This window comes from Sphingomonas sp. (assembly GCF_048594985.1).
Classification (GTDB): domain Bacteria; phylum Pseudomonadota; class Alphaproteobacteria; order Sphingomonadales; family Sphingomonadaceae; genus Sphingomonas_I.
Genome location: NZ_JBMDXG010000240.1, coordinates 1 through 11,734, shown reverse-complemented (window position 1 = coordinate 11,734; position 11,734 = coordinate 1). Strand labels below are relative to the sequence as shown.

Sequence of the window (11,734 nt, the reverse complement as noted above, 5' to 3'; positions counted from 1 at the left end):
CGTGGAAATCACCTTCGGTCCGGGTTCGGGCCAGTAAGGCGATCGCCACGGCGACAAGGGGGCCGGCCAGCACTGGCCGGCCCTTTTTGTTTGCTGTGTGTGGCTTCGTGAGGAGCGAGGCTGGTTGCCGCCATCGAGCCTCGTCGAGAGGTCGGAGGGCAGCGTCGCCGTCGGGCGTGGTAACCGAGCGGAACCGGATGCGGCAGGATCCGCGCACCAGCACCGTGCGTCAACGATAGACCGCAGGGCTACCAAGACCGATTGCGACGCTTGCCCAGGCGAAATGGGGCCAGCGTGGTCGATGTCCCAATGCTGACCGACGCGTAGCGCGCCCTGGCCTCCCGGCCAGCATCCTACAAGCAAGCGACCCGGATTAGATTGAAGCGACGAGATAAGGAACAAGAAGCGCGAATCGACAGGGCTTGTGCGTCAGGCCTCCGCCCCGGTTCATGATTTAATGTTTCTGAAGCGCCCACAGGCCGCGCCGCCGGTCTGACAGGACCCCTTCCGATGCTTGAAATACCTCCCGACTCGTCCGATATTCGACGGGCGTCGAACTGTCGGCGCAAGAGGAGCTTATCTGAGATGGCAAACTGGTCTGACCCCTGGACGACCTCCGCGGCGGCCGCTCCGGCCGGTGCGCGCGCTGCGTCGCACGACGCGGGTCTCCGGGCCTACATGCTTTCGGTCTATAATTACATGGCATCGGGCGTGCTGCTGACGGGTATCGTCGCGCTGCTCTTCGCCAACAGCCCCTATATGAGCCTGCTCTTCTCGCCCGAGGGCCGCCCGTCGGGTCTCGGCTGGGTGGTGATGTTTGCCCCGATCGGCCTCGTCATGTGGCTTAGCTTCGGCATCAACCGGTTGAGCGAGTCGAGCGCGAAGGCGATTTTCTGGGCCTATGCGGTGCTAATGGGGCTGTCGCTGTCGACCATCCTGCTGGTCTACACGGGTACGTCGGTGGCGCAGACCTTCTTCGCCAGCGCGGCCGCGTTTGGCGGCCTCAGCCTCTATGGCTACACGACCAAGCGCGATCTGTCGGGCTTCGGCAGCTTCCTGATCATGGGCGTCGTCGGCATTCTGGTGGCCAGCCTGCTCAACCTGTTCTTCCAGTCGAGCGGCCTGGCGCTGGTCATCAGCATCCTCGGCGTGCTGCTATTCGCCGGGCTGACGGCCTACGACACGCAGCGGATCAAGAGCCTGTATTTCCAGGTTCAGGGGACGGAGTTCGCCGGCAAGTCGGTGGTGATGGGCGCGCTGACGCTCTATCTCGACTTCATCAACATGTTCATGTTCCTGCTGCGCTTCATGGGCGACCGCCGCTAAGCGCGAAGATCCACGGATCGAGAGGGAGGGCTCCGCCGCGAGGCGGGGCCCTTTTTTGTGTCGTTTCCCCAGCGGGCAGGCCCATGCGATCGGCGGCGGCGTCCGCTCCTGGAAGCTTCCGGCAACTCCAATGCGCGCCGGTATCTCGCTAATAGCGCCGGCCCAAAAGAGCACGAGGGGCGAACCCGCGGACGGGCCGCGAAATGCCGCCCTTGCTCCGGCGGCTGGCCAGCCCGTTCGCCGTCGACCACGCACGCAGACGTGCGCCGAGCTCCGGCGCGGCTTCCCATGCGGCACCCGATCAGGACGTCCGCCGCCGCAGGAAGCCCCTGGCTAAGGCGTGAGTTTGGCGCCGAGGGGGGACGAACGTCATCGAGCGGACTGCTATCGATCGAAATCTCGACAGCCAGTGCGGGGTTGCGGCGAGCCAGTCAGAGCAGTCGACGGTCCAAGAACCGCTTGTCCATGTCGAGGCCGGGGCGTTTCGCCACCCGGCCCACCGCGGCGACGCAATGCCTATGCATCAACATACCGAGCAGCTGCCACCAGCTGGGACAATCAGCCGTGGCTAGCGTCGCCGCAGCACTCCTGCGCCCTGTCTCCCCAGCCCAAGCTCGGGCCGTCACCGCGCGCGGGTCCGCTCACTTGCGGCAGCCGGTTTCGTCGGTCAGGCGTAGACCTTGCCCTTGGCGGCGTCCGCCTCGTGGATCAGCTCGACCGTATTGACGATGTTCGCCTTGCTCGACGCGCCGAAGAGGATGCTCTGGACGTAAGGTTCGTTCACCACCCACTCGATCGCCTCGCGCGGGCGGATGCCGCCCGACGCAAGCACCGACATCGCGATGACCCGCGCCGGGATCTTGCTGGTCGCCTCGCGATAGCCCTCGATCCCACCCGACATGCGGAAGGCGATCTTGTTGACGTTGGCGCAGACGATCGGGTTTTCGACGCCGGCATCCTTGAGCATCGGTAGCAGCTTCGGCAGATTCATCGTGATGAAGCCTGCCTCCGCATTGTAGCGCTTGCGGACATGCTCGGAGAAAATCCCAAAGGCATCGGTGAAGCCGAGGCCCTGGATCAGGTCGCAGACGACGTTCTGCAGGAAGATAACCGGCGTATCGAGGCCGCGGAACATCTTCATCTCGGCATCGACGAGCAGAGTCATCATGCTCTCGATGTCCTTGTTGAGGACGGCCTTCGAACCGCGAAGGACGGTGTCAACCAGCCCTTCCTTGGGTAGGAACTTACGCAGCGCATCGAAATAGCCAAGCTCGGTTACCGCGTTGGCGTATTTGTGCGCGTAGGGCATGCCCGGGTAGAAGGTGAAGCCCTCCCACTTGGCCGGATTGGCGCGCACGTCGTCGGCGATCTTCTCGATCTTGTCGTGCGTCGTGCACATGAAGCCACCGGCCCCCGCGTGGAGCGCGGCCTGAAGCACGTCGATGATCGCGTCGATCGACTGGAAGCGCATGGCCTGCTGCCGCGCCTTTTCCTCCGACATGTGGTTCACGCCGAAGAACTGGTTATCACCGAACAGAATGCGTTCCATGGGATCCTCGATGGAGCGATGCTTCAGGGGCGGGCGGAGAGCAGCTTGACGCGCGGGTCGCCCGAAGGCTCGGGCGAGTTGCCGGGCGAAGGGAAGGCAGGGCCGCGATACAGGCCGAGCCGGTCGAGCAACACCATCCAGAAGAAGTCGAGCGTCCGGAAATAGCGGCGCCAGTAGCGACGCGGCTCGGTCGCCATGCGATAGACCCATTCAAGGCCGTTGCGCGTCATCCAGCCGGGCGCGCGCTTCACCGCTTCCGCCTCGTAATCGATCGTCGCGCCGACCCCCATATAGACCTTCACGCCGGGCATGCGGTGCCGGTTGCGATGGATCCAGATTTCCTGCTTGGGGGCACCAAGGCCCACAATCAGGCAGGTCGCGCCCGACGCGTTGATCATGTCGATCACCGCATCGATTTCCTTCGGATCATTGACGAAGTTGAACGACGGACCATGCGCGCCGACCACGATCTCGCGGCCGACGATGCGATTGATCCGCTCGCGCGCCATCTGCGCCACGCCGGGCTTTGCGCCGAGGAAGAAGATGCCGACCTCGGGATTGTTCGCGTGATGCTTCCAATAAGCCGGCACGATGTCCGAGCCCGACGACTTCTGCTTGATGTTCCGGCCGATCAGCCCAAGCGACCAATAGACATATTTGCTGTCGGACGAGACGATCGTCGCGTCGCGATACGCGGCCGCGAAGTCCGCATTGTTCTGCAGATGGTACATGTGGTCGGGATTGAGCGTGAACAGCACGCCCTCGTCCAGACGCTCGACGATCTCCTGGATCGTCAGGCTGTCGACCCACGCATTCATCAGCCGCGACCGCTGCCACGGTGCGAAGCCGTCGCGCGTGACCTGGCGAACCTTCTCCATCAGCGGCCCAGCACGCGCGAGAGGATGCCGCCGCCCCGGCGGTCCTGCACCGGCGCGGTGATCGTGCCCGCGCTGCCGCCGGCCGCCGCCGCGCCCCGGATCATTTCGATCGTGGCGTCGGTATCGGCCGAGGAGGCGAAGCCGTTCTCGCCCTGCTGCTTCGCGATGATCGCACGCCCGAACGCCTCGAGCTGCGCGCTATATTCCTCGCCGCGCAGGTAGAAGCTGACCGGGGGCGTGAGATCGGTGATGTACTTCACTGTCCAGCCTTCGTCATACCCCTCCGGGATCGCGACGTTGCCGGTCAGGAAGACCTGAATCTCCTGCCGGTCGGCATAGATCTTGCCGCCTTCGCCCCAGATCGAGATGCGCGTGGTCATCTTGCGGACCGACGCGTCCGACCAGTTGACGGACAGCTGCCCGGTCACGCCGCTCCCGAAGCCGAGCGTCGCATAGACCTCGTCATCGACCTCGGCCGAAAAAGTGCTCTTGAGCACGGCGCCGCTGCAGCCTTCCGGCCGTCCGAAATACCAGTTCACCAGATTGAGCGGGTGCGCGGCATAATCGTAGAGGCAGCCGCCACCATTGCCGGCCTTGCCACGCCACGTCGGCTTGGTCGGCCGCAGCACCACGGGACCATATGCTTCGGCCTGGACGTGGCTGATCTTCCCGAGCGCGCCCGTGTCGAGCAGGCGCTTCACCTCGTTGAAGGTGCCGATGAAGCGATTGTGATAGCCGACCTGCGCGACCAGCCCCTTGCTCGCGGCCAGCGCCGCGAGCGATTCGCTGTCGGCCGACGACAGGGTCAGCGGCTTTTCGCAGAAGACGTGAAGGCCGCGATCGAGCGCCTTGCGCACCATCGGTTCATGCGTGGTGGTCGGCGTCGCGATGACGATCGCATCGAGCTCCGGCAACGCCAGAACCGCATCGAAGTCGGCGATATATTTGAGGTGACCGTATTTCTCGATCACGCCCCCGACCATCGCGGCGCTGTCGCAGATCGCGACGACCTGAAAGTCCTGAAGGGCGTTGATCATCGCGAGATGGGACAGACCCATCTTGCCCAGCCCGATGACGGCGACCTTGATCGTCAACGCCGATGCTCCTTATTGCAGTGCAGCATAATTGTCGTGCTGTCAGGCTCGTCGCCTGTCAAGCCGATTGCTGCGGTGGTCCCCAAAACGCGGTCGTGCCGCCCCCCGGACGGGGTTTGCACAACTCGATGACTTCTAGAAGCTCATTTCTTCATAAACATGACGAATCTCGCCGCCCCAATCGCCGTGGAAGCGATCAAGCAAGACTTGGGCGGGCACCTTGCCATGCGCGACGATCTCTCGGAGCGGATCGAGAAAGCCGGTTTCGTCGTCGCCCGCGCCATTGAACCGGCGGCGCGCCGCCAGTCCGGCATGCGCGATGTCGAGAATCTGCCCGCCGAGCGTCCGGAAATCGCGGCCGCGCGGCCCCTGCGTCGCCAGCCCGAGACGCGGCACCTGTTCGCGGATGCGATGATGATCGTCGATCGTCCAGTGCTTGACCTCGTCCCACGCGGCATCGAGCGCCTGGTCGTCATAGAGCAGTCCGACCCAGAAAGCGGGCAGCGCGCAGATGCGATTCCACGGCCCGCCGTCGGCGCCGCGCATTTCGAGGAAGCTCTTCAACCGCACCTCGGGAAAGGCGGTCGAGAGGTGATCGGTCCAATCGGCGAGACGCGGCTTTTCCTCCGGCATCGCTGGCAGCCGGCCGTCGAGGAAGTCACGGAAACTCTGCCCCGCCGCGTCGATGTAGCGCCCGTCGCGGAACACGAAATACATCGGCACGTCGAGCATGTAGTCGGCATAACGCTCGTACCCGAACCCGTCCTCGAACACGAAGGGCAGCATGCCCGTGCGCGCGGGATCGGTATCGGTCCAGATATGGCTGCGGTAGGACAGGAAGCCGTTGGGCTGGCCATTGGTGAACGGCGAATTGGCGAAGAGCGCGGTGGCGAGCGGCTGGAGCGCCAGGCTGACCCGGAACTTCTTCACCATGTCGGCCTCGCTCGCATAATCGAGGTTGGTCTGGATGGTGCAGGTCCGCAGCATCATGTCGAGCCCGAGCGAGCCCACGCGCGGCATGTGGCGCAGCATGATCTCATACCGGCCCTTGGGCATGATCGGCAAATCGGCGCGCGCCTTGTCAGGCCAGAAGCCGAGCCCGAGGAAGCCCATGCCGAGCTTGTCGCCGATTTCCTTCACCTGGGCGAGGTGGCGACCGGTTTCCGCGCAGGTCTGGTGGAGATTGTCGAGCGGCGCGCCCGACAGCTCGAACTGTCCGGCCGGCTCGAGGCTGACATTCCCGTCCGGCCCGGACAAGGCGATGATGTTGTCGCCCTCGTAGATCGGCTCCCAGCCGAATTTCGTGAGACCGATCAGCAGCGCATGGATGCCGCCTTTCTCCTCATAGGAGGGCGCATGATGATCGTTCAGTGCGTAGACGAATTTCTCATGCTCGGTGCCGATCCGCCACCGATCCTTGGGCTTCTCGCCACCGGCGAAGACCGACAACAAGTCGTCACGGCCTTCGATCTGCGGGTCTGGACCGGCCTCCGCCGTGCGCGTCGTCATGCCGCGCGCAGATAGCGGGGCCGGGGCGTCTCCGCTAGCGCCAGTCGCCTGCCGTCGCCATCCAGCCGGCAATCGCGGCGGCGGCGGCGGTTTCGGCGCGCAGGATCCGCGGGCCGAGCGAGATGCCGATCGCCCCCGGGGTCCGCCGGATCTGCGCGCGCTCCTCGTCGGTAAAGCCGCCTTCGGGGCCGATCAGGATCGCCGCCGCGCCGGGCCGCGCGACATCGGCCAGCGGGAGGCCGCCGGCCTCGTCGGCGAACAGCAGCGGGCGCTCGGCTGGCCAGCCACGCAACAGCATCCCGAGCTTAGCCGGTTCGTTCAGCACCGGTAGCGCGGTGCGGTCGCACTGCTCGGCCGCCTCGATCGCATGCGCGCGCAGCCGATCGAGATTGAGGCGGTCGACGATCGTGCGCTGCGTCACCACGGGCTGGAGCCGCGCGATACCGAGTTCGGTCGCCTTCTCGACCAGCCAGTCGATGCGGCCCTTCTTGATCGGCGCGAACAGCAGCCACAAATCGGGCACCTCCTCGCGCGGGCGCAAGGCGCCGGCTAGCTTGAGCGTGATCGCGCGCCGGGTGGCCATCGCGACCTCCGCCAGCCATTCGCCGGTGCGGTCGTCGAACAGCCGGACCGGGTCGCCCGGCTTGAGGCGCATGACATTGGCCAGGTAGTTTGCTGGTGCGCCGTCAAGAGTCAGCACCATGCCGGGGCCGAGCGGCCGGTCGACGAACAGGCGTGGCGTGCTCGCCGGCGGCCAGGCGGGTGTGGCAGTCACCGGGTTCTATCCCCCCATGCTCGCAGTGTCCCCCACCATTACGCCTTGGTCGCGGGTGTCGCGGGTCGCGCGCGGGAGGAGGGTGGCATCGGCCATGGCGCGCCTATAGGGGAGGGCGATGGCGCCGCCTATCGTTCCCGACACGCAACATCGCGGCACCGTGGCGAAACTGTCGCCGCTCGCCAGCGACCTCGTCCAGCTTGCCCGGTTCGATCGGCCGATCGGCGCGTGGCTGCTCTTCTGGCCGGGGGCGTGGGCGATCGCGCTGACGGGCAGGGCGGTTGCGCGGTGGGACCTTCTGCTGTGGTTCGCGCTGGGATCGATCGCGATGCGGAGCGCGGGCTGCGTGTATAACGATATCGTCGATCGCGACCTCGACGCGCGCGTCGCGCGGACGCGCGCGCGTCCGATCGCCAGCGGAAGGGTCTCGCTGCCCGTCGCCTGGGGGTTTTTGCTCGCTTTATGCGCGGTGGGCCTGATCGTTCTCTTGCAGTTGCCGCTCCTCGCGCAGGCGATCGCGATCGCCAGCATCGCGCTGGTTGCCGCCTACCCCTTCATGAAGCGCATCACATGGTGGCCGCAGGCGTGGCTGGGGCTGGTCTTCTCGTGGGCCGCCTTGGTCGCCTGGCCGGCGGCGAGCGGGCGGTTCGAGGCCGCCGCCTTGCTCCTTTACGCGGGGTCGGTGCTGTGGGTGATCGGGTACGATACGATCTACGCGCTGCAGGATATCGAGGATGATGCCCTGGCGGGGGTGAAGTCGTCGGCCCGCGCGCTCGGCGATCGGGCGAAAGGCGGCGTCGCCCTGCTCTACGCCGGCGCGCTGCTGCTGTGGGCGGCGGCCTTGTGGGCGCGGCGGCCCGATCCGTTGGCGCTGCTCGCGCTGGGGCCGGTCGCGCTCCATCTCGGCTGGCAGGTCGCCGGGCTGCGCCGTGACGATCCCGCCGACGCGCTCCGCCGCTTCCGCGCGAACCGATTCGCCGGGCTGCTGATGTTCCTCGCCTGCCTGGCCGTGGGAACGGCCGCCTAGCGCTGTCGCCGGGGCGCAGCGCGCTTCCGTTTGGCAGCCAACGTGCCTAAGTGCGCGGCATGCTGTCTCTTGCCGATGCCGAAAACAAGGTCGCCGATCTGGTCGCCGCCGCCGTGCGCGCGGGCGGCGACGCCGCCGATGCCGTCTATCATGGCAGCAGCGCCACCGAGGTGCAGGTACGCCTGGGCCGGCTGGAGGATGTCGGCCGCTCCGAGGGCGAGGAGATCGGACTGCGCCTCTTCGTGGGCCGCCGATCGGCGAGCGTCTCCTCGTCCGACCTGTCCACCGACGCGCTCGTGGCGCTGGTCGAGCGCGCGGTCGCGATGGCGCGCGAGGCGCCTGAAGACGCTTATGCTGGTCTGGCGCCCGACGAACGGCTGCTACGCGGCGAGCCCGTGGACGTCGATGCCGATGACGGGGGCGACCCCAGCCCGGCCCTTCTGCGCGAACGTGCGCTCGCTGCCGAGGAAGCCGCGCGAGCTGTCGCCGGCGTCACCAACAGCGAGGGTGCGGGCACCAGCGCGGGGCGAACGCTGACCGCGCTGGCGACCTCGACCGGCTTCGCGCGCGGCACGATCGCGTCGGGCTACGGCTCTTCGGCCAGCGTGATCGCGGGCGAGGGCGCGGCCATGCAACGCGATTATGCCTATCATTCGGCACGCCATCTGTCGGACCTCGAACCCGCCGACGCGATCGGCCGCCGCGCGGGCGAGCGGGCCGTGGCGCGGCTCAATCCCGGCAAGCTCGCCTCGGGGCCGATGCCGGTGGTATTCGATCCACGCGTCGGCACCAGCCTGCTCGGCCATCTGGCCGGGGCGATCACCGGCACCGCGATCGCCCGCAAGACCAGCTTCCTGCTGGGCAAGCGGGGCGCGCGCATCTTCGCGCCAGGAATCACGATCCGTGATGATCCGCATCGCACGCGCGGCCTGCGTAGCCGCGCCTTCGATGGGGAGGGGCTTCCGACCGCCGCGTCGGACATCGTGGCCGATGGTGTCCTTACCACATGGCTGCTCGACAGCGCCTCGGCACGGCAGCTTGGCGAGCAGCCGACGGGGCATGCGGTACGGGGCGGCAGCGGCGCGCCGGGGGCGGGGACGAGCAACCTGTTCCTCGCGGCCGGCGCGTTGCCGGTCGACGCGCTGATCGCCGACATCAAGCTGGGCGTCTATGTCACCGAACTGATCGGGCAGGGGGTCAACGGGGTGACCGGCGATTATAGTCGGGGCGCGTCGGGCTTCGCGATCCGCGACGGGCAGCTGGCGGAGCCGGTTGCGGAAATCACGATCGCGGGCAATCTTGCGGAGATGTTCCTGCATCTCACCCCGGCCGACGATCTCGTCTTCCGCCGCGCTCTCGATGTGCCAACGGTCCGCATCGACGGGATGACCGTCGCCGGTGCGTGAGGCGCTGGCCGACGCGATCGCCGCGGTCGCGGCGGAGGCTGGCCAACTCGCGCTCGATCGCTGGCGCACCGAATTCCGCCGCTGGGAGAAATCGCCCGGCCATCCCGTGTGCGAGATCGATCTGGCGGTCGATCTGTTGTTGCGCACCCGTCTGAAGGCGCTCGATCCCGACGCCGGCTGGCTGTCCGAGGAGACGGCCGACAACCCCGCGCGTCTCGCCGCGCGGCGGGTCTGGGTGGTCGATCCGATCGACGGCACGCGCGACTATCTGCGCGGCCGGCGCGGCTGGTGTGTCTCGGTCGCGCTGGTCGAGGATGGCATGCCCGTGGTCGGCGTGCTCGACGCGCCGGCGCGGGGGGAAAGGTGGCGCGCTGTCGCGGGGGCGGGCGCGACCCGCAACGACGCGCCGCTCCGTGCCTCGACCCGAACCTTGCTGCCGGGCTCACGCGTGCCGGCCGACACCTTGCCCCGGATCGATGACGATCTCGTCGCTGTGCCGCGCGACAATTCGATCGCGCTACGCATCGCAATGGTCGCGGCGGACGAGGCCGATCTGTGCGCGACGCTGCGCTGGGGCCGCGAGTGGGACATCGCCGCCGCCGTCCTGATTGCCGACGAAGCCGGGGCGACGGTGACCGACGCGCTCGGCGTGCCGCTGGCTTTCAATACGCGCGGCGGGGAGGCGTTCGGCATCCTCGCCAGCGCGCCGTGCATCCACACGGCGGCGGTCGCGCGACTGGCCGAGCGGGCGAGCGCCGCCAGTATCCGATAGGCTCAGTTCTTTTTCGGCACGCCCAGGCGGGGCAGGTCGATCGCCGGGCAGCGATCCATCACGACCTTGAGGCCGGCCGCCTCGGCCCGTGCGGCGGCCTCGTGATTGACCACTCCGATCTGCATCCAGACCGCCTTCGCGCCGATCGCAATCGCCTCGTCCACCGCCTCGCCGGCGGCCTGCGGGCGGCGGAAGATGTCGATCAGGTCGATCGGCTCGCCGATCTGCGCGAGTTCCCGCCAGACATATTCGCCATGGACATGCTCGCCCGTGATCTGCGGATTGACCGGCAGAACGCGATAGCCCCAATCCTGCAGGACGCGCATCACGCCATAGCTCGGCCGGTCGGGCCGATCGGACGCGCCGACCAGCGCGATCGTGCGCGTTTCGGTCAGGAGGTCGCGGATCGCGGCGGGCTCGGTCAATGGCATGAGGCGATAACCCTTTCGCGCGTCAGGGGTTCAGCCTTGCCGCGATCGTCCGCGCGATCGCGGCGAACGGCGTAGGGTCGGGCCGCCCCGCATCCGACGCGGCGCGGATCCCGATCGCGAGGGGTACGCGACCGAGGAACGGAATGCCGCGCCGGCTCGCCTCGGCCTCCGCTCCGCCCTGCCCGAACGGGTCGGAGATCTCGCCGCACTTCGGACAGGCATAGCCCGCCATATTCTCGATCAGCCCGATCACGGGCACGTTGGCCTTGTCGAACAGGTCGATCGCGCGCGCCGCGTCGATCAGCGCCAGATCCTGCGGCGTGGACACGATCAGCGCGCCCACGGGCCGATGCTTCTGGATCATCGAAAGCTGCACGTCGCCGGTGCCCGGCGGCATGTCGACGATCAGCAGGTCGGTATCGCCCCAATGCGCATCGACCATCTGCGTCAGGGCGCCGCCCGCCATCGGCCCGCGCCACGCCACCGCCTGCCCCGGCGCCACCAACTGCCCCATCGACAGCACCGGGACGCCATAGGGGCTCGCGACGGGCACGAGCTTCTTGTCGACCGCCTCGGGCTTGTGGTCTGCGTCGAGCAGGCGCGGCTGCGACGGGCCGTAAATGTCGGCATCGACCATTCCGACCTTCACGCCCATGCCCGCCAGCGCCACGGCGAGGTTGGCGGCCACGGTCGACTTGCCTACCCCACCCTTGCCGCTCGCGACCGCCAGCAGGCGGGGCGCACCGCTGCGTTCGGCGGTAAGCGCGACGCGCACCTGTTCGACCCCCGGCACGGCCCTGAGCGCGGCCTGCACCTCCGCATCGATCCGGTCGCGCGCCGCGGCGTCGAGGCCGCTGACGTCGATCACGACGTCGACCACCGCATCGCCGCGCGGCGCTGCGGCGCGGCCGGCGGGGAGCAGGCCGAGTCCGGAGACGGGGTCGAGGACGGCGGGGCGCGCCGAGGG

Annotated in this window: 11 protein-coding genes; 4 read left to right on the top strand and 7 right to left on the bottom strand. The window is 67.7% G+C overall.

The window, feature by feature from the left end; all coding sequences use genetic code 11:
- Positions 1–585 precede the first annotated feature (585 nt).
- Entirely contained in the window at positions 586–1,326 is a 741-nt protein-coding gene (locus ACOJSF_RS09605) for a Bax inhibitor-1/YccA family protein (RefSeq protein ID WP_420141990.1), read from the top strand.
- A gap of 667 nt (positions 1,327–1,993) precedes the next feature.
- On the opposite strand, the gene ACOJSF_RS09600 is transcribed toward ACOJSF_RS09605, so the two are convergent.
- The 5 genes from ACOJSF_RS09600 to ACOJSF_RS09580 form a co-directional block, all read right to left on the bottom strand.
- The gene (locus ACOJSF_RS09600; protein WP_420141989.1) at positions 1,994–2,875 is read right to left on the bottom strand and encodes a hypothetical protein; all 882 of its coding nucleotides are present in this window, start codon (positions 2,873–2,875) and stop codon (positions 1,994–1,996) included.
- A 23-nt stretch (positions 2,876–2,898) separates the two neighbouring features.
- Positions 2,899–3,753, bottom strand: a complete 855-nt coding sequence (locus ACOJSF_RS09595) for a WecB/TagA/CpsF family glycosyltransferase (protein WP_420141988.1) — start codon at positions 3,751–3,753, stop codon at positions 2,899–2,901.
- Positions 3,753–4,847, bottom strand: a complete 1,095-nt coding sequence (locus tag ACOJSF_RS09590) for a Gfo/Idh/MocA family protein (RefSeq protein WP_420141987.1) — start codon at positions 4,845–4,847, stop codon at positions 3,753–3,755. Before ACOJSF_RS09590 ends, ACOJSF_RS09595 begins: the two co-directional genes overlap by 1 nt.
- A 135-nt stretch (positions 4,848–4,982) precedes the next feature.
- Entirely contained in the window at positions 4,983–6,356 is a 1,374-nt protein-coding gene (locus ACOJSF_RS09585) for a glutamate--cysteine ligase (protein WP_420141986.1), read from the bottom strand.
- Positions 6,357–6,390: 34 nt separating this feature from the next.
- On the bottom strand, positions 6,391–7,131 hold the full coding sequence (locus ACOJSF_RS09580) for a 16S rRNA (uracil(1498)-N(3))-methyltransferase (RefSeq protein WP_420141985.1): 741 nt from the start codon (positions 7,129–7,131) through the stop codon (positions 6,391–6,393).
- Between the two features lie 118 nt (positions 7,132–7,249).
- On the opposite strand from ACOJSF_RS09580, the gene ubiA reads away from it, so the two are divergent.
- From ubiA to ACOJSF_RS09565, 3 genes are read left to right on the top strand one after another with little or no spacing between them, the layout of a single operon-like run.
- Positions 7,250–8,158 (top strand): 4-hydroxybenzoate octaprenyltransferase, encoded by a 909-nt coding sequence (gene ubiA, locus ACOJSF_RS09575; protein WP_420141984.1) that lies wholly within the window; start codon positions 7,250–7,252, stop codon positions 8,156–8,158.
- 59 nt (positions 8,159–8,217) lie between these two features.
- On the top strand, positions 8,218–9,564 hold the full coding sequence (locus ACOJSF_RS09570) for a TldD/PmbA family protein (protein WP_420141983.1): 1,347 nt from the start codon (positions 8,218–8,220) through the stop codon (positions 9,562–9,564).
- Positions 9,557–10,336, top strand: a complete 780-nt coding sequence (locus tag ACOJSF_RS09565) for a 3'(2'),5'-bisphosphate nucleotidase CysQ (RefSeq protein WP_420141982.1) — start codon at positions 9,557–9,559, stop codon at positions 10,334–10,336. The genes ACOJSF_RS09570 and ACOJSF_RS09565 overlap by 8 nt, the downstream gene beginning before the upstream one ends.
- Before the next feature lie 2 nt (positions 10,337–10,338).
- On the opposite strand, the gene ACOJSF_RS09560 is transcribed toward ACOJSF_RS09565, so the two are convergent.
- Positions 10,339–10,767 carry a CoA-binding protein gene (locus ACOJSF_RS09560; protein ID WP_420141981.1) on the bottom strand — a complete coding sequence of 143 codons (429 nt, stop codon included), beginning with the start codon at positions 10,765–10,767 and terminating at the stop codon, positions 10,339–10,341.
- Between the two features lie 22 nt (positions 10,768–10,789).
- Positions 10,790–11,734 (bottom strand): Mrp/NBP35 family ATP-binding protein (locus tag ACOJSF_RS09555; protein WP_420141980.1); only part of this gene is annotated, 945 nt, incomplete at its 5' end.

Bases quoted from the DNA above. Each gene is read 5' to 3' on its own strand.
- ACOJSF_RS09570 (WP_420141983.1), top strand. From the start codon at position 8,218: ATGCTGTCTCTTGCCGATGCCGAAAACAAGGTCGCCGATCTGGTCGCC.
- ACOJSF_RS09560 (WP_420141981.1), bottom strand. From the start codon at position 10,767: ATGCCATTGACCGAGCCCGCCGCGATCCGCGACCTCCTGACCGAAACG.
- ACOJSF_RS09600 (WP_420141989.1), bottom strand. From the start codon at position 2,875: ATGGAACGCATTCTGTTCGGTGATAACCAGTTCTTCGGCGTGAACCAC.
- ACOJSF_RS09595 (WP_420141988.1), bottom strand. From the start codon at position 3,753: ATGGAGAAGGTTCGCCAGGTCACGCGCGACGGCTTCGCACCGTGGCAG.
- ACOJSF_RS09585 (WP_420141986.1), bottom strand. From the start codon at position 6,356: ATGACGACGCGCACGGCGGAGGCCGGTCCAGACCCGCAGATCGAAGGC.
- ubiA (WP_420141984.1), top strand. From the start codon at position 7,250: ATGGCGCCGCCTATCGTTCCCGACACGCAACATCGCGGCACCGTGGCG.
- ACOJSF_RS09605 (WP_420141990.1), top strand. From the start codon at position 586: ATGGCAAACTGGTCTGACCCCTGGACGACCTCCGCGGCGGCCGCTCCG.